The 16,398-nt window shown below is 39.5% G+C and carries 17 protein-coding genes; 9 read left to right on the top strand and 8 right to left on the bottom strand.

The window, feature by feature from the left end:
* Window positions 1–82 precede the first annotated feature (82 nt).
* Window positions 83–619 (bottom strand): DUF4242 domain-containing protein, encoded by a 537-nt coding sequence (locus M3183_RS20825; RefSeq protein ID WP_251472631.1) that lies wholly within the window; start codon window positions 617–619, stop codon window positions 83–85.
* Between the two features lie 134 nt (window positions 620–753).
* Between M3183_RS20825 and M3183_RS20820 the strand changes: the two genes are divergently transcribed.
* Complete coding sequence (locus M3183_RS20820) at window positions 754–1,194, top strand: winged helix-turn-helix transcriptional regulator (RefSeq protein WP_251472629.1); 441 nt, start codon at window positions 754–756, stop codon at window positions 1,192–1,194.
* Window positions 1,195–1,224: 30 nt separating this feature from the next.
* Here the strand turns inward: M3183_RS20820 and M3183_RS20815 are convergent, their stop codons facing one another.
* Window positions 1,225–1,575, bottom strand: coding sequence for a CBS domain-containing protein (locus M3183_RS20815; RefSeq protein ID WP_251472628.1), 351 nt, complete (start codon window positions 1,573–1,575; stop codon window positions 1,225–1,227).
* A gap of 98 nt (window positions 1,576–1,673) precedes the next feature.
* Entirely contained in the window at window positions 1,674–2,456 is a 783-nt protein-coding gene (locus M3183_RS20810; RefSeq protein ID WP_311315393.1) for a formate/nitrite transporter family protein, read from the bottom strand.
* A gap of 432 nt (window positions 2,457–2,888) precedes the next feature.
* On the opposite strand from M3183_RS20810, the gene M3183_RS20805 reads away from it, so the two are divergent.
* Genes M3183_RS20805 through M3183_RS20795 form a run of 3 tightly spaced genes read left to right on the top strand, consistent with a single transcriptional unit; the run spans window position 2,889 to window position 5,348 of the window.
* Window positions 2,889–3,275 carry a GntR family transcriptional regulator gene (locus M3183_RS20805; RefSeq protein WP_251472626.1) on the top strand — a complete coding sequence of 129 codons (387 nt, stop codon included), beginning with the start codon at window positions 2,889–2,891 and terminating at the stop codon, window positions 3,273–3,275.
* A 9-nt stretch (window positions 3,276–3,284) separates the two neighbouring features.
* Complete coding sequence (locus M3183_RS20800; protein ID WP_251472625.1) at window positions 3,285–4,373, top strand: DUF1648 domain-containing protein; 1,089 nt, start codon at window positions 3,285–3,287, stop codon at window positions 4,371–4,373.
* 48 nt (window positions 4,374–4,421) lie between these two features.
* Complete coding sequence (locus M3183_RS20795) at window positions 4,422–5,348, top strand: alpha/beta hydrolase family protein (RefSeq protein WP_251472624.1); 927 nt, start codon at window positions 4,422–4,424, stop codon at window positions 5,346–5,348.
* Window positions 5,349–5,381: 33 nt separating this feature from the next.
* On the opposite strand, the gene M3183_RS20790 is transcribed toward M3183_RS20795, so the two are convergent.
* The 4 genes from M3183_RS20790 to M3183_RS20775 all read right to left on the bottom strand — a co-directional run bounded on the left by M3183_RS20790 (window position 5,382) and on the right by M3183_RS20775 (window position 9,921).
* Entirely contained in the window at window positions 5,382–6,086 is a 705-nt protein-coding gene (locus tag M3183_RS20790; RefSeq protein WP_251472623.1) for a YjjG family noncanonical pyrimidine nucleotidase, read from the bottom strand.
* 114 nt (window positions 6,087–6,200) lie between these two features.
* Window positions 6,201–7,532, bottom strand: coding sequence for an MFS transporter (locus M3183_RS20785; protein ID WP_251472621.1), 1,332 nt, complete (start codon window positions 7,530–7,532; stop codon window positions 6,201–6,203).
* A 978-nt stretch (window positions 7,533–8,510) separates the two neighbouring features.
* Window positions 8,511–9,479, bottom strand: a complete 969-nt coding sequence (gene msrA / locus M3183_RS20780; protein ID WP_251472619.1) for a peptide-methionine (S)-S-oxide reductase MsrA — start codon at window positions 9,477–9,479, stop codon at window positions 8,511–8,513.
* Window positions 9,480–9,648: 169 nt separating this feature from the next.
* The gene (locus M3183_RS20775) at window positions 9,649–9,921 is read right to left on the bottom strand and encodes a ribosomal protein L7/L12 (protein WP_251472617.1); all 273 of its coding nucleotides are present in this window, start codon (window positions 9,919–9,921) and stop codon (window positions 9,649–9,651) included.
* Between the two features lie 332 nt (window positions 9,922–10,253).
* Between M3183_RS20775 and M3183_RS20770 the strand changes: the two genes are divergently transcribed.
* From M3183_RS20770 to M3183_RS27355, 4 genes are all read left to right on the top strand, one after another.
* Window positions 10,254–10,796 (top strand): RNA polymerase sigma factor, encoded by a 543-nt coding sequence (locus tag M3183_RS20770; protein WP_251472616.1) that lies wholly within the window; start codon window positions 10,254–10,256, stop codon window positions 10,794–10,796.
* On the top strand, window positions 10,793–12,433 hold the full coding sequence (locus M3183_RS20765; protein WP_251472614.1) for a LolA family protein: 1,641 nt from the start codon (window positions 10,793–10,795) through the stop codon (window positions 12,431–12,433). The genes M3183_RS20770 and M3183_RS20765 overlap by 4 nt, the downstream gene beginning before the upstream one ends.
* A 365-nt stretch (window positions 12,434–12,798) precedes the next feature.
* The gene (locus tag M3183_RS27360) at window positions 12,799–13,095 is read left to right on the top strand and encodes a dihydrofolate reductase family protein (RefSeq protein WP_311315392.1); all 297 of its coding nucleotides are present in this window, start codon (window positions 12,799–12,801) and stop codon (window positions 13,093–13,095) included.
* A complete protein-coding gene (locus M3183_RS27355) occupies window positions 13,022–13,240 on the top strand; it encodes a dihydrofolate reductase family protein (RefSeq protein ID WP_311315391.1) in 219 nt (72 codons plus the stop codon). The genes M3183_RS27360 and M3183_RS27355 overlap by 74 nt, the downstream gene beginning before the upstream one ends.
* A gap of 129 nt (window positions 13,241–13,369) precedes the next feature.
* Here the strand turns inward: M3183_RS27355 and M3183_RS20755 are convergent, their stop codons facing one another.
* Complete coding sequence (locus M3183_RS20755) at window positions 13,370–14,077, bottom strand: MOSC domain-containing protein (protein ID WP_251472612.1); 708 nt, start codon at window positions 14,075–14,077, stop codon at window positions 13,370–13,372.
* A gap of 381 nt (window positions 14,078–14,458) precedes the next feature.
* Here M3183_RS20755 and M3183_RS20750 point away from each other — a divergent pair, with 381 nt between their 5' ends.
* Entirely contained in the window at window positions 14,459–16,315 is a 1,857-nt protein-coding gene (locus tag M3183_RS20750; protein ID WP_251472610.1) for an FUSC family protein, read from the top strand.
* The last annotated feature ends 83 nt before the right edge of the window (window positions 16,316–16,398 follow it).

Genomic DNA, 16,398 nt, shown 5'->3' with positions numbered 1-16,398 from the left:
TCTCGGAAATTTAAAAACTTACAAAAAAAGGGCACTACATCAGTAATCAGATGTAGTGCCCTTCACTCAAATTCATTATCAATTATTTATTTTGAGGAATAATTTCAGTAATGGAATCAATTGGTGTATCGACAGCTTCCCGTGCACGTTTTACAGCTGCTTCATCTGGAGCATCATAGAAGCATAGGCATTTTGTCATATCTTCACACACATAAGTTCTTGAGAAGGATACTTCAGGAACCTCTTGGTAATGAACGGAGTTCTTTTTCTTTCTAGCTAAATATTGATCCATTGTAATATTTTCAGGAATATTCCATTCTACTAAGTAATTAACAACATCATTATTTTTCTTCACATCGTCTAATTCTTTACCAACAAGGCGTACTTCTTTTACAAGCTGTACTGGAATACCGGCGGCTTTCAATCCATCTGTTGCAACCGTGCGATTTTCACCTTCAACAATAAAGAAAGAACGAGCAAAGTCTTTTGATACTTGAAGTTCAATTAATGATGCATTTGTTTCACTTAATTTTCCTTGAAGTTCAGAAACCTTTTGATCTACTTCTTCCTTTGACGAAGTAATTCCTTTTAAAGATGATTCTACTAAATATAGTCCCATGATAAATCCCTCACTTTTTTTTATTATGTATCTGATAAGGTTATTATATTATACTAAGTTCAAAAAATCAACTTTGTAAATTTTATATTTTTTATGGTAGAATATAATGAAATAATAGGGAGGATTTATTTTCTATGAAGCCAAAATATAATATTCCGTGTAATATTGCGCAGTCGCTCAATATCATTGGGGACCGCTGGACATTATTAATTATTCATGAAATTTTAAACGGAAATACCATGTTTAATGAAATTAAAAAAGCATTAAATGGAATCTCTTCAAATCTATTATCTGAGCGCCTAAGATATTTAGAAGAGGAAGGCCTTATTGTATCTGAGCTTTATTCCCAGCACCCTCCCCGCTACAGCTATAATTTGACAACTAGCGGCAGAGATTTGGAACATGTCTTCAATGCACTCATCGTTTGGGGCAGCAATCATTTGAAAAAATGCTATAAAAGGCTGATTGATCCCTCTACTGGTGATGAGGTGGGTATTGCCTATTACTCTTTAAAAACAGGAGAAATGGTACACGATATTCAAGTAGTAGAAGAGTTAACGGAAAGCCGGAACTAACTAATTCCGGCTTTTTGCTTTTATAAAAGACTAAGCATTATTCTGTATTTTTGCACCAGAAGTATGAATGGAAGTTGATGAATGACTCCTATTTTTCAACGCTGAGTTTAGTACATCCTTTGCCTCAATCAGGCCCATTAATGTTCCACTGGAATCTTCTACCCCAACAATTTGAACACCCTCTGCCAGCAGCTGCTCTAATGCTGAAATTGGAGTATTCCCATGAACATGGCAGCAAGGCAGATTGCCTTCAAGCAATTTTTTTACTGGAACAGCAATTTCCCAGGCTTGAACCTCACCACTCTCTTCTCCAAATGGATAATCAGGATTCTTTCGGTGGAACAGTTTTGCACTAATGATGCAAAGCAGCAACCCGCCCAAGAAAAGCCCCCATGGAACTGGATTCTAAACCGCATATTCCATTACACATTCTCCTTTCTAAATTTCTTACTCCCGCTTGAGCTTACTTTTTCAATCTTTTAAATGAACGATTTATATAAAAGCATGACCCTGTGTGGATTTGAAATAAAGTGAATCATTAACCCAACTAAAACAGCACCGCCAACAAAGTTTCCCATCAGGGTAAAAATCTGATTATGTGCCCAGCCATATTGTGAAAATTCCCAGGATAATTGGGCTGTCGGACCAGCTGCAGTTAAGACCTTTCCTGTAATCTCTGAAAAAAATGTCTGCTGCAAAATAGGTAAAGCAATAAACCCAATATTCGCGATACAATGCTCTGTCATACCTGCCACAAAGGCTAAGGGGCCGTAATAAGCGATCGTAATCTTCCCTGTTTCTGACCTCATTAAAAAAAACAAAACAACAGCAGTTTGTAAGATCCAGGTACAAAAAATTCCCATTGCAAATGCCTGTAAATCTGTTAAGCCCGTTTTCGATGCAGCAATTTGGCGGGCACGGAGCAGCCAAGATGCTGTGCTATGACCGCTGCCGCCAAAATAAACAAGAAGTGAAACCATCATGCTTCCTATGGCGTTTCCAATATAACTAACAACAATAAACAGTAAAAATTGCAGCCATGAAATTCTCTTATGGAATATCCCGGTAATCCCCAGCACAATGTCAGCCGTCACTAAACTGGCACCTGATATTAAAATAATGACCAGGGAGAATCCAAATACTACCCCCATAACTAGATTGGGAATTCCCGGCCATGGAACACCTGCACTAACGGATAATCCCAATATGGCACCAAAGGCCGTCATACCTCCACCCATAATGGAATATAAGAGGAATGAGATCGGTCTGTTCTTTAATCTTAAAAATTTGTCCGATCACAAATCTGCCAGTTAATCACTAATTCCTCCATATAACGCTGCTTGATGTTCATCATTTACCTCCCTATTCCTTCTATTATGTAATTAAAATGAACTTAGTGGATTTTTAATACCGTGTATTCAAAGTTTAATACTCGGGTTTTTGTGTGTCAATAATAATACTGCTATTCAAACAGCAGAAATTTTAAGAAATTCTAAATTTCAGAGTCTGTTTGTTTATTTGCTGATAAGACCACATACTTTCGAATAACTGTTGTTACTTCCGATTGTGAACCATTTACTTGAGGATTCCAAATATCTTTTAAAATTCCTTTTGTTTACCAAATTTTATTGACATCTTGTTACACCTGTTATACTATAAATATAACAGATAACACAAAAGGAGCGTGTGCCGATGTGTATATTACACTTGACCTAGAATCGGAGGAACCGATTTATACTCAATTAAAACATCAAATTATTGAAGGCATAGCGAAAAAGGAATTGAGTCCTGGCGAGGCGCTTCCATCTGTAAGGTCCCTTGCTTCAGATCTTGGAATTAACCTTCACACCGTAAACAAAGCTTATCAGCAGCTAAAACAAGAGGGATTTATTTTGATTCACCGTCAAAAGGGTGTTGTGATTAATCCAGATGGAGTTCCGCAAGCTGATGAGGACTACTGGTCAGAGCTTTCTTCCAAACTCCGCCCAATGATTGCGGAATCGACTTGCCGGGGTATTGCGAAAGAAGAGTTTCAAAAGCTTTGTGATCAAATTTTTACAGAATTCCAACAGAAGGAGTGAATTCAGATCATGTTACTTTTTTTAATCCTTATGATGATTCCGCTTTATATTCCAACTATCTTTATCCCATACTGGACACGGAAAACGGAAAGCTTCGGAGTTTCTATTCCGGAGGAGGCTTATCAGCGCACAGATCTTAAAAAAATGCGAAAAAACTATGCCTGGATTACCAGTATTCTTGCTGTCATTACTACTGCCATACTTTTGCTGACAGCAGGCGGTCAGGATGAAAACTTTATCGGTATTCTATACAGCATCCTAATTTCCGCCTATGTTATTGTTACTTTTTTCGTATACCTTATTTTTCACGGGAAAATGAAAAAGCTCAAAAGCCAATATCCTGAATGGACCAAAAAGCAGCAGGTCATTACAGTCAGTACTCATTTCCGCCGCGAAAAATTAACGTATTCAAACTTTTGGTTTGTGATTCCATTTTTAATTTCTATTGCAACAATCGCTTTTACACTTTTAAACTATCAACAAATTCCGGACCGGTTTCCGACTCAATATAATTTTAGCGGTGAAATAACAACCTGGACAAATAAGTCCTACCGCTCTGTCCTGCTAATGCCGATTATGCAAATCTATCTAACATTGCTGTTTTTGTTCATCAATATCGTCATTTCAAAAGCAAAGCAGCAGGTGTCAGCAGCAAATCCGGAAGAATCATTGAAACAAAATATTACTTTTAGAAGAAGATGGTCGCTTTTCACCATTTTAATGGGGACTGGTTTAATCATAGTGTTCATGCTGCCGCAATTTTCCTTGATTTATCCGATTAGCCATCAACTTCTGATGTATGTTCCGCTGGCCTATGCCTTAATTGCCTGCGGCGGTTCGATTATTTTATCCATTACTACCGGCCAGGGCGGCAGCCGTGTTAGAAGCACTGCAGGCATCAATGGTCAAGTAATTGATAGGGATGATGACCGTTATTGGAAACTTGGGATGTTCTATTTTAATCCAAAGGACCCAGCCATCTTTTTAGAAAAACGTTTTGGCATCGGCTGGACGAATAACTGGGCCCATCCATTATCATGGATTTTCATTATTGTTGTTATTTTGCTGGCTTTCGGTCTGCCAAAGCTGCTGGGATAATATAAATGGTTTAGATGGTTGTCTTTTAATCTCAAGGAGGGAAACTCTATGGCTGGTGAAAAAATAGTGATAGGCGCTGAAACAAAATTTCCACTGAACGGAATCATTACCATTCCTAACGAAACGCAAGGACCTTGTCCGGCAGTTGTATTGGTGCACGGTTCCGGACCAAGTGATATGGATGAAAAGATAGGAGAGAATCGCCCTTTTAAAGATATCGCAGATGGGCTGACTGAAAAAGGTATTGCAGTCCTGCGTTATGACAAAAGAACATTTGTATATGGAAAAGAAATGAGAAATGATACGGAACTATCAGTCAAAGAGGAAACGATTGAAGACGCCATCCTTGCAGCTGACTTTTTACGAAAAGATTCCCGGATTGATCCAAATAAAATATTTATTATCGGTCATAGTATGGGAGGGATGTTAGCTCCCCGTATTGATGCAGAAGGCGGGAATTTTGCCGGTATCATAATTATGGCTGGGTCGCCGCGTAAGCTGGAAGAAATAATGATGAGTCAAAACGATGATGTTTTAAACTCGCTGAATAAATTTTTGCAAATGATTGCCAAAAAGCAAATTGCTGGACTATCATCCAAGTTTGAAAACCTATATGACTTAACCGATGAAGAAGCGAAAGAAAAGAAAATCATAGGAAAGTACGTCCGAGCGTATTACTTAAAAGAAATGGGAGAACATCCATCTGCTGATTATCTTCGTGAAATGGATAAACCCATCCTTATTTTACAAGGTGAAAGAGATGCCCAGTCATCAGTAGAAAAGGATTTCAATGAATATAAAAATTTATTGGCTGATAAGCCAAACGTAACTTCTAAACTGTATCCAAATTTAAATCATTTATTTATGCCTGCTATTTATGGGGAAATCCTGAAAGTAAAAAAAGAATATAAGATTCCGCAGCATGTGGATCAACAAGTGATTCATGACATTTCTGACTGGATTCTTAGTATCTAGAGAAAGCCCGCTTGAAGCGGGCTTTCTTCATGTCTATAATAGGGCATATTCTGAATGTTTCACAATTTTTAAAAGGTCTAGCAGATTACGAATTTCATATGTTGGTTTTACAACATTTGTGTTTTCCTTTTGGTTAGGATTAAACCAGCAAGTATCAATTCCAGCATTTACCCCGCCTTGAATGTCAGAGGTAAGCGAATCCCCGACCATAAGCACCTTATCTGTATTGGAAATCCCAAGCTTTGAAAAAGCATATTCAAAAATCCCTTTCTCTGGTTTTTGAACACCTGCATCCTCGGAAACAATAATTTGTTCAAAGGAATGGGCAAGCGGTGAACCTGCAATTCTAGATTTCTGTACATCTCCAAATCCGTTTGTAATCACGGCAAGCTGCTGGTCTTGGAGACTGCTGACCACTTCAACTGCTCCCGGAACAAGATAGGTTCCCTGCCCCAAATATTTAAGGAATACACGAGAAAACTCTGCAGCATTCACTTCAAGTTCCTCATGAACGAAAAGCCGGCTAAATCGCTCGACCTTCAATTCTTCAAGTGTAATCATCCCCTGCTCCAAATCCCGCCATAATGGTTTATTCGCTTTTTCATAGCTTTCTCTGTACTGTTCCTCGCCTTTTGGCATTCCAAAGTCTGAAAAGGCTTTTTGCAGTGCATTTTTTTCCGCCTTGCCAAAATCAAACAAAGTATCATCAATATCAAATATAATGGTTTCGTATTTCATGGTTGTCCCCTCAGTTCGTAACTGTCTTTAATTCTCTTAAATAATTTTATCACTTTTTGCCTTTTTTTGTTATTTGTAGATTTTGGTTACACATATAAATAAACTATTTTGCTGTTATTGACCAGTCTTCATTTTATGCTTTTCACTAAACTTTATGTTCTTAGAGAATAGAAGATTTTGAGGTAATGTAATAGACGCCAGGCTTGCAAGAAGCGCCAGGATGCCTGCAGCACTGAACGAAAACAAATGTGTTCCAAACACTTCGTAGCCCCAGCCGCCTAAAAATGAACCAATAGCAGCGCCAATTTGATGCCCGACAAAATAAGCCAAACCATTTAAAATTCCTAGTAACCGTACACCATATAAATCACCTAAAATGGCTGTTGCCATCGCTACTGAACCAGCCCATACCAATCCCCCGACAGCGGAAACAAGAAAGAGCTGCCAAGACGACACCGCCAGGACCAAGCCGAAAAATCCAAGGCCTCGGACAAAAAATATTAGAAACAGTATATTTTTCCGTGGAAAACGATCGGCCAGCTGGCCTAAAAAGACTGTGCCAAAGATGGCGACAATCCCAATCACCCCTACTCCAAAGGAAGCAGTCATTGGTGCAAAATGGTGATCCATCAACATTGGCACTCCGTGAGAGCCTAATAGATTCATCCCAAAACCGCATGCAAATAAAGCAAAGACAATTTTCCAATAAGTTGTCGTCTTTAACGCATCTTTCAATCCAATATCTTCCGGGGCCTCCTGCCTTCTCTTTGCACCTGCTGCACCCGGACCATCGGCACCATCTGGTACATCTTCCCTCATGATAAAAATCGATGATGGCAGCACAATCAAGAGAATAAATCCGCCAAATAGTAAAAGGGTATTTTTCCAGCCGACAAGACCAATCAGCCATGTCTCAACAGGGGTCATTACTGCCAGCCCCGCCATTCCCCCGGTCGTCAAATAAAAAAGTGCCTTCCCTCTTTGACGGACAAACCATTTGCTAATAATGGGCGATAAGCTGATACTGCTTAAAAAGGCGAGCCCAATTGACAGGAACACACCATAAGATAGTAAGAAAGATAGCATCCCTTTGGAATAAACCGTCCAGATGATTGATAGACAAACAACCGCCAGCCCCATCAACAACACAATACGTGTATTGAACGATTTTAATAGAATTCCAGCTATCGGCATCCCAATTCCATAAAAAATCATTCCGATGGAAACAATAAGCGAAAGTTCCGTTCGGGAAAGTTTTAAATCATCCATAATGGGATGGATAAAAGGACCAATTCCCATCCGCAATCCCATTGAAAGGAAAACAATAAGAGAGGCGGAGACTACAATAAACCAGCCAAAATAAAGTTGTTTATTTTTATTCATGTTGGACACCAAATAGTAGTTTACAGAAAAAATCAATACAAACATGCCCTGACATTCTGCCACACAGCCTTCCTAAATTTAAGGTTTATTGTATATAGTTACTTTTCTTGAGTAAGCTGCTAAATATTGCTTTTTTATATTATTCAAGATCATTCAAATACACAGTAATACTTTAAATTTCCATGGTAACTTCCTTTATAGCATCTAATGCAGCCATTTTAACGGCTTTACGGGTTGACGGGTTGAACATAACCTCTATTAAAGACCGAGCATTCCCTTTGTTTTGCCTTTTCAGTGGCCAATTTCTCTCTTTGGCTACCCAGCTCTCTTCTTGCTTGGCTTTTCAGTCGCCAATTTCTCTCTTTGGCTACCCAGCTCTCTCCTTGTTTGCCTTTTCAGTCGCCAATTTCTCTCTTTGGCTACCCAACTCTCTCTTTGTTTGCCTTTCAGTAGCCAATAACCCTTATTGGCTACCCAGCTCTCTCCTTGCTTGGCTTTTCAGTAGCCAATAACCCTTATTGGCTACCCAGCTCTCTTCTTGCTTGGCTTTTCAGTCGCCAATTTCTCTCTTTGGCTACCCAGCTCTCTCCTTGTTTGGCCTTTCAGTCGCCAATAACCCTTATTGGCTACCCAGCTCTCTCCTTGTTTGCCTTTTCAGTCGCCAATTTCTCTCTTTGGCTACCCAGCTCTCTTCTTGTTTGGCCTTCCAGTCGCCAATTTCTCTCTTTGGCTACCCAGCTCTCTTCTTGTTTGCCTTTTCAGTCGCCAATTTCTCTCTTTGGCTACCCAGCTCTCTCCTTGCTTGGCTTTTCAGTCGCCAATTTCTCTCTTTGGCTACCCAGCTCTCTTCTTGTTTGACTTTTCAGTCGCCAATTTCTCTCTTTGGCTACCCAGCTCTCTCCTTGCTTGGCTTTTCAGTCGCCAATTTCTCTCTTTGGCTACCCAGCTCTCTCCTTGCTTGGCCTTTCAGTCGCCAATTACTTCCATTCGGCCGTTGGACAATTTCCATTTTCGGCGCCTAAAGTTGACAACCAAAAAAACTCATTCCTCATTCCCATCAAACAATTTCTTAAACGCCCCATACCCTTCTTCATCAAGATTTCCCTTTGGAACAAATCGAAGGGCTGCCGAATTAATACAATAGCGTGCACGGTCAGGACCTGGTCCATCATCAAATACATGGCCTAGATGAGAGTCGGAAGTTTTCGCGCGAACTTCAATCCTCCGCAGTCCATGTGATGTATCAAATCGTTCTTCTAATTCCATCCTTCTCAGCGGTTTTGTAAAACTGGGCCAGCCGCAGCCTGCATCATACTTATCAGTGGAGCTAAAAAGCGGCTCACCGGAAATGATATCAACATAGATTCCTTCTTCCGTATGATTCCAATACTCATTTTGGAATGGCGGCTCAGTTGCATTATTCCTGGTTACCCCGTATTGCAGCGGTGTTAGCTCACGTCTCAGTTCCTCATCACTCTTACGCTTTTTCCAATTTTCACGAATGAATTTTGCTCTGCCTGAGGCTTCAAAATAGTGATTATAATGAAATGGAATTTTTTTATAATAGTGCTGGTGTTTCTCCTCCGCCGGATAAAATGGCCCTGCCGGCAAAATTTCCGTTACAATCGGCTTTTGAAAACGTCTGCTTGCTGCAAGCTCTGTTTTGGATGCTTCCGCCAATTTCCGCTGCTGTTCATTATGATAAAATATGGCTGTCCGGTATGAAGATCCGCGGTCACTAAACTGGCCTTCCTCATCTGTAGGGTCGATTTGCTGCCAAAATAACTTCAATAATTTTTCATAAAGGAAAATAGCGGGATTAAATTTTATCTGGACCGCTTCATAATGCCCGGTTGTATTGGAGCAAACTTCTTCATAGGTTGGGTTTTCCATATGACCGCCTGTGTATCCTGAAATAATCCCTTCAATACCCGGCTGTTGATCAAATGGAGAAACCATACACCAAAAGCAGCCGCCGGCAAATGTGGCCAATTCGAATGGCTGTGTCATTTTATTCAACTCCTTCAGTAATAAGAACACTCATCTTTTGTACATCATAACAAAAAGAAGCGCACTTTTGTAAAGCCGCTCATTGAATGCCCCCGCCTCTATTATTTCCTCGGGATTATTCATATCAGTCATTATTAGGAATGAAAATACCATTCCCTGCTAAAAACCATCATATCTTGAAATGATCCACATATTGTTTAGCCTCCACTAAGGAGAGACCAGTTCTTTCTCTAACTCTTTTAACCGCTTTTATTTTTTTCCCATCTAATAAAAGTTGCCGTATTTCTTCTTCTATTAATGAATCTTCCATTTCAATCTGCTTAAGATCCTGGTCTATGACCGTTTTCTTAGTCCCTGATATTTGTTGTTCAATTCTATTTAATTTGTTTAAAATGCTGACACCAAAAATGACTATTAATATAGCTACGAAAATAAAACCCATATTCATCCCCCTGCCCAGTTTTTAAAGAAATGATGTGTTTTCTTTCTCTCTTTTAGAGACCAGTCCCCCTATGTATTCCTTGATTCTAAAACGGTCTTCATTTTATTATAGCAAATATTTTTTAAAAATTTTGAATAACAAGCAAGGGAAGTGATTTGATTAAAATATTTTAGTTGAGAATGCAATCAGGACTGGAACTCCTCTACTTTGCCATACATTTTAGACGCAACAAAAAATTTAAATTTACATCTTTCATGTAACACTATGAACCATTAGGACGTTTTTATTTTTGAAAAAACAACAGCCTGGCAGTGAAAGAAGGTGCAAAACGGATGCCTGGATTTAAGAAAGGAAAATCAGGATCAGGTGGCCAAACAGACTCCATTGAAGATATATGTAATGCTGCATGGGAACCTGTTTACCGATTCATCTATTACAAAGTTCAAAATCGCGAGGAAGCGGAGGATATTACACAGGAAACATTCGCTAAAGCCATTCCTTATTTACAAAAAGGCAGGGTCCATCCTGAAAAATATATTGGATTTTTAAAAACAGTTTCCTTAAATATTCTGCGAGATCTATGGCGTAAGAAACAACGGCGCGGTACGACCATTGATATTGATTTATCTAATCCAATGGAAAGCGCGGCTAGTGATCATGCCGAAAACTCTACAGAGCGGATCATTATTGAAAATGCTTTGAAGCAGCTTACAAAAGAGCAGCGGACTGTAATTGAATTACGAATTTTGAAAGGATATTCAGTTGCCGATACAGCAAGAGTCATGAACAAAAAGGAAATAGCCGTTCGAGTGATGCAGCATCGGGCATTACAGGCTCTTGCTGCTATTCTAAAAAAAGGAGGGACAACATCATGAATCAAAACGAAAAAAGACTATCTGATTATATCGACCGTTTAAATGATGAACAAAGACCAGATGAAGATGAATATTCTACAGACTCAGAAGAACTTAGAGAACTTTTTCAAACAGTTAAAAAAGTCCGCAGCCTAAAGGACCCCGCCATGCCAGGACCTGAATTTGCAAAAAAGCTGGCCAAGTCGGCCAACAAGTCCAAAGCCAATAAGAAAAAATGGACATGGGCAGCAAGCATCACCGGAATTGCCGCTATCATCGCCTTAATGCTAAATTTTCTGTTGCCGTCCAGCCATACCGATATCGTTTATGCTATGGAAAAAGCCTTTCAAGATGTCAAAACCTATCATGGCGTGCTTGAAATTGTTGAAACCAATAAAGCCGGCGAGTCCAATACCCAGGCTAAATTAGAGGTATGGGCTGACCAAAATGGGAGCTATTATATAAAAAATCTAGTAGGCCCAAATAAAGGGATGATTACTGTAAATAATGGAGAAAAGAAATGGCAAATCCAGCCGAAACAAAAAAAGGTACAAATTCTGCCGGTCTTTCCTGATACCAATCGCTTTACCTTTGAACTCGGAACTGAAATAAGTGAAGTAAAGCAAGCTGTATCCACAAAGACGGCCGGGGATGATACAATTGCCGGAAGAAAAGCATCGATTTTGGAGGTAACCCCTAAAGGCGGTGCCCCTTATAAAATTTGGGTGGATAAAGAAACAAATTTGCCTTTGCAAAAACAAACGGCAATGCAAAATGCCATTCAATATAAAGTAACCTATACGAAAATGGATTTTAATGAAACGATGCCAAAAGAACTTATTTCATATCAAATTCCAAAAGGATATTCCGTCATTGATAAAAATCCAGAGCAATTCGTGAATGATTTAGATGAGGCAAAAAAGGCAATCGGATTCTTTCCAAAAACACTAAAAACCCTGCCTGATGGTTTTTCAGAAGAACGTATTTCTGTCATTCCTAGTCAACATCTTGTCAAACTATATTACAGTGCCAACTCTCAAAAAGTCATGATCATCCAAAGAAAATCATCTGGCAGGTTTAAAGCTGCCACAAATGCAAGTTTAGGAAAGGTTGGGGATAACACGGCAGAAATTCAGTCACCTATTTTTGATAATACAGGGATTCTTTGGGGAGGCGGCCTTTATGCAGGAATGACCGACGTCAGCTCCATCCGCTGGCAACAAGATGGCTTTGAATATGCCATTATTGGAGATGTTCCATTGGATAAATTAGTTTCTGTTACAAAAATATTTACAAACGGAACATTCGAACTATCGTCCAGTACATCCGCGATGAAACCTCAAGTGGAAGTACCTTATGATCTAACTATTGAAAAAAATGATCAAAAGAGTGTTGATGCTGGTAATTCTCCATGGAAACTGGATGCAGCCTTTACTGCCCAAGTTTTTGTAAGCTTAAAGATTTCCCCAGAAGGAATCAATGGGGATTATCCGATTGATCGTAAAGATTTAAAAGTCGTTCAGAACACCGGTACCACGGCTATTGTGGAAGTAAGCAGTGATAAAACACCTATTAAAAGAGTTTATCTCAAACGGATAGTTAGACAAAATTCCACAGGAATTTGGACTGTTACGGGGTATGATCCGGTAAAAAAGTAGCTAGGGGGTTAACCTCCCAGCTATTTTTTAATGCATTAACTTAAGGACTATCCATTCATTTTTCCTTTTCTATAAAAATTGCTCCTTCTAAAAAAAAGTAACTTTCTTAAAAAGCTAATAGAGTATCACAGAAAAATCGTAACTGCAGAGTACATCAATAATCCACACATAATAATCCGAACGAATGAGGGAAACACAAAAGCAATGACTGCTCTAATTCATAAAAGAGAATAAGATCTATTCTAATTGTCTTATTTTAAAGGGGGATTTTATGATGAAGAAACGAAATTTAGTATTATTTATTTGCTTCTAGTTTAGATGTGTATATTGCTGCAAAAGATGAATCTCTTGAGTGGCTCTTTAATATGGAAGGTGAAGATGATAATGGTTTTTCGGAATTTTATGATACGGTAGAAACTGTTTTAATGGGAAGAAGGACATATGATTGGGTAATGAAGCAAGATTTAAAGAAATTCCCATACAAGAACAAAGAATGCTGCGTATTTACAAGGTCTTCTGTAGAAAATACCGAAAATGTAAAATTTGTTAATGATGATGTATCTAATTTTGTAAATAAACTAAAAAGCCATGATGGGAAAAACATCTGGATTGTTGGCGGAGAAGAAATTGTACCATTCCTTTATACAGAAAAATTTGGTTGATAAACTTATTATCACAGTTGCCCCAACTATACTTGGTACAGGCATTTCATTATTTAGAGAGGGAGATTACCATTTAGACCTTTCATTGGTGGGAATGAGAAATTTTAATCAATTTGTCGAGCTTCACTATGAAGTTAAAAAGTAAGGATAAACGTTTCAACTAATGGCTTTAGTTTAACAAACATGGTGGAAAACCGCATGAATGAGATTTTCCACCATGTTATGAAAAGACCAGCTATAAAACTTCGACAAAGCCTTTTATTAAAGAGGCCTTTCACTCATTCGGTCCAAAAACCCGTTTCTGGATATCCGATGCCCCGCCATTTGCAATCCGCTTTTCCAGCGTCTCCCTTAATTTCGGTGCCAATAGTTCACATCCAGCAAGCTCGCCCATCAACGCCAAATCTGGTTTTTTTGCATGGATCATTTCATTTACTTTTAAAATGGTCCACTGTGGAAATGGCCGATCAATTAATGTAAAGATTTGCCCTTCTTCTACATGGCCTTCCTTCAATACGCGAAAATACCAGCCCGTTCTTCCGGTATTTTGTAAAAGCAATGCCAACGTTTTTACCCGAAACCGCCGGGCCGGCTTCCAGCATGGCTGCCGCGGCTGTGATATCTGGACAATCGCTTCACCAATTTGAAAAGTGTCGCCAATTGATATTCCGCCCTCCATTACATGCTCCATCACAAAGTTTTCGCCCATCCCGCCAGAAGTAATTTCAGACACTCCTAGTTTCTTTTGCCAGTATGCATAATTTTCATAGGAATAGGCAAATACCGCCTTTTCCGGTCCGCCATGATGTTTGGTATCTGCCTGGCCGTCTCCTGCCAAGCCTGTCCCGCTAACCCAAACAGGTCCATGAACCTGCTCTTTAAAAATAGCACTCGTCCATTCCCGGTCCATCAAATGGAGCGCTTCTTTGTCTCCAACTGTTTGGGGAAGACCCGCAAAAACACTTTTCAATAAAATTCCCATGTCCATTCTCCTCAAATATTTCCCTTTTAGAAATATTATCAATCCTTTGAATCTTCTCTGCAACCAAAACGTATGAAAAGGACCGGGGGATTCAATTGAAAGCGGAAAAAGAAATCCCATTTTTTAGAGTCATTGAATTACTTCTCAATTTCATTGAACCAATCACCAAATTTACAGTCCGGGCTGTGACCAAAATTTTGGATTAACACCTGCCTAAATGGACGGCTCTTTTTTGGACTCAAAATAATCAAAACCTGATGCAAATTGCTGTACCTCTTTGCAAATACTATTAACATGGCTTGTAAAGAAAGAGGTTTAGGATTTGAGTAAGATAAATTCATCATCAGCATTCAGTTTGTTCAAACAAGCATTTATTATTAAATGAACCCTCTCCCATGGAAAAAGGCTGTATTTGCAGGAGTTTGTGCGGCTATTCCCTCCATAATCGGCCTTCTTACAGGAAATTTAGCCAATGGGATGCAAGCGGGAATTGGCGCATTTACCTTTCTCTATGTATTTAATGAGCCTTATGCTCAAAGGGCAAAAAAATTATTTTGGGTTATGATTGGCTTAAGTCTAGCTGTTGGATTGGGGACGATTCTTGCCCCCTCCCCGCTGCTATCTGCCATCATGACAGGTATAATCGGCATGGTCGGGACTTTTATTTTTGGTGCATTGCAAATCCCCGGACCGGCGGCGGTATTTTTCGTACTATGCTTTGCCATGGCCACTGGAATGCCAATTGATCCTGCACTTGCACCCTATAGAGCCGGGCTTGTTTTATTAGGGGGCTTACTTTCATGGACTGTTGCCATGGCCGGGTGGCTTTACCGGCCTCATGAACCGGAAATAAGGGCTGTCAGAAAGGTTTATATGGCATTGGCTGACTACTTGGATTCAATTGGAACTGATCACTTTCATCATTCCAGACATCAAACCGTAATGCAGATGAAGGAGACAGAAGATGTCTTGAGGGCTGGGTATATCTCATGGAGAATCACAGATTTATACAAACGCCTCATTTTGTTAAATAATCATGCGAATGATATCTTTCTGCACGTGATGGAGCATTTTTCACCGCAAGGCCGCAAGCTGCCGCCTGAAGCGGCCAAGGCCATCAGGGGAATTGTCGATACCATCAACCATAAAATGAACACACGATTTACGATTCACCTGCCCGATGAAATGGATGGACACCTTGCTCTTTTATTTCGTAAAATTTTTAATGCTGACGCCATTATGAACGAACCTATTTCAAAAATTGATCAAAAGGTAACCATTTCTAAGCGTTCCTTAGGTGCCATTTTCGGCGGGGCTTTTGACAAAAATTCTATTGTATTTCTTTCTGCCCTTCGATATGGTTCTGTTCTTTTAATCGCGGCATTGACTGCCTATTTCCTTGATTTCTATCGTTCCTATTGGATTCCATTGTCCTGCGCTGCTGTCATGCTTGGTTCAACAATAATTTCTACCTTCCATCGCGCCATACAGAGAACCATTGGGACCATTGTCGGCATTTTGGTGGCAAGTATCATCCTTGCATCAAGTCCTCAAGGAATATTAATTGTGTTGATTATGTTTACCCTGACAACCGCAACAGAGCTTTTTATTGTCCGAAATTATGCACTTGCAGCTATGTTTATTACCCCCAATGCCTTGCTGATTGCGGAAAGTTCGACCCATTTACATAAGCTGTCACTTTTTGCATCAGCAAGAATTATTGACGTGTTAGTCGGATGTTTCATTGGCTTAATTGGCACCTATGTAACTGGAAGAAGATCTGCCTCTACTCGTCTGCCGCATGCACTGGCTAAGACGATTCGCAGCCAGATGCAGTTTCTGCATTCGCTGTTTTCAGTACAAAGCCGGAACGTTTCTTTTTCAAAAAGAAACCCGGCACAAGGAAAAATGCATACTAATTTATCAAATTTAAAACTCATTTATACTACCGCTTTAGGGGAGATTTCAAACAATAAAACGGCGTTGGAATCTTTATGGCCGGCGATTTATTCCTTAGCACAGCTTAGCTACCATCTAGATGCCTGTTTGAAAAGCAACGACCTGTCTGTTATGCCGGATGAGGACCTTGCACAATTATTATTGGTGTTTGAGACAATGGCAAACGCAGTGGAACAAAACCAATTTGGATTAAAAAAGAGGATTCCTGAATTACTAGAATTCCCGGAAATTCAGAAAGAAATTACTGCTCTTCAAAATGCAGTATGCGGGTTTGAGTAAGAAAAACTGTGAATGGCTAATTTAGGCAGCAAAACTGTAAAACAGAAATTAAACCACATCGCTAGTCATGAATTTTCTCCATT

This window comes from Neobacillus mesonae (assembly GCF_023715155.1).
In the GTDB taxonomy this organism is placed as follows: Bacteria; Bacillota; Bacilli; order Bacillales; family Cytobacillaceae; genus Neobacillus; species Neobacillus mesonae_A.
Note: the sequence above shows the minus strand (reverse complement) of the source record. Positions and strands in the feature narration are given on the sequence as shown.

Coding starts and splice junctions, on each gene's coding strand:
- M3183_RS20800 (WP_251472625.1), top strand. CDS start 3,285: ATGTTACTTTTTTTAATCCTTATGATGATTCCGCTTTATATTCCAACT.
- M3183_RS20770 (WP_251472616.1), top strand. CDS start 10,254: ATGCCTGGATTTAAGAAAGGAAAATCAGGATCAGGTGGCCAAACAGAC.
- M3183_RS20775 (WP_251472617.1), bottom strand. CDS start 9,921: ATGGGTTTTATTTTCGTAGCTATATTAATAGTCATTTTTGGTGTCAGC.
- M3183_RS20795 (WP_251472624.1), top strand. CDS start 4,422: ATGGCTGGTGAAAAAATAGTGATAGGCGCTGAAACAAAATTTCCACTG.
- M3183_RS20790 (WP_251472623.1), bottom strand. CDS start 6,086: ATGAAATACGAAACCATTATATTTGATATTGATGATACTTTGTTTGAT.
- M3183_RS27360 (WP_311315392.1), top strand. CDS start 12,799: ATGGAAGGTGAAGATGATAATGGTTTTTCGGAATTTTATGATACGGTA.
- M3183_RS20750 (WP_251472610.1), top strand. CDS start 14,459: ATGAACCCTCTCCCATGGAAAAAGGCTGTATTTGCAGGAGTTTGTGCG.
- M3183_RS20820 (WP_251472629.1), top strand. CDS start 754: ATGAAGCCAAAATATAATATTCCGTGTAATATTGCGCAGTCGCTCAAT.
- M3183_RS20825 (WP_251472631.1), bottom strand. CDS start 619: ATGGGACTATATTTAGTAGAATCATCTTTAAAAGGAATTACTTCGTCA.
- msrA (WP_251472619.1), bottom strand. CDS start 9,479: ATGACACAGCCATTCGAATTGGCCACATTTGCCGGCGGCTGCTTTTGG.
- M3183_RS20765 (WP_251472614.1), top strand. CDS start 10,793: ATGAATCAAAACGAAAAAAGACTATCTGATTATATCGACCGTTTAAAT.
- M3183_RS27355 (WP_311315391.1), top strand. CDS start 13,022: ATGATGGGAAAAACATCTGGATTGTTGGCGGAGAAGAAATTGTACCAT.
- M3183_RS20755 (WP_251472612.1), bottom strand. CDS start 14,077: ATGGGAATTTTATTGAAAAGTGTTTTTGCGGGTCTTCCCCAAACAGTT.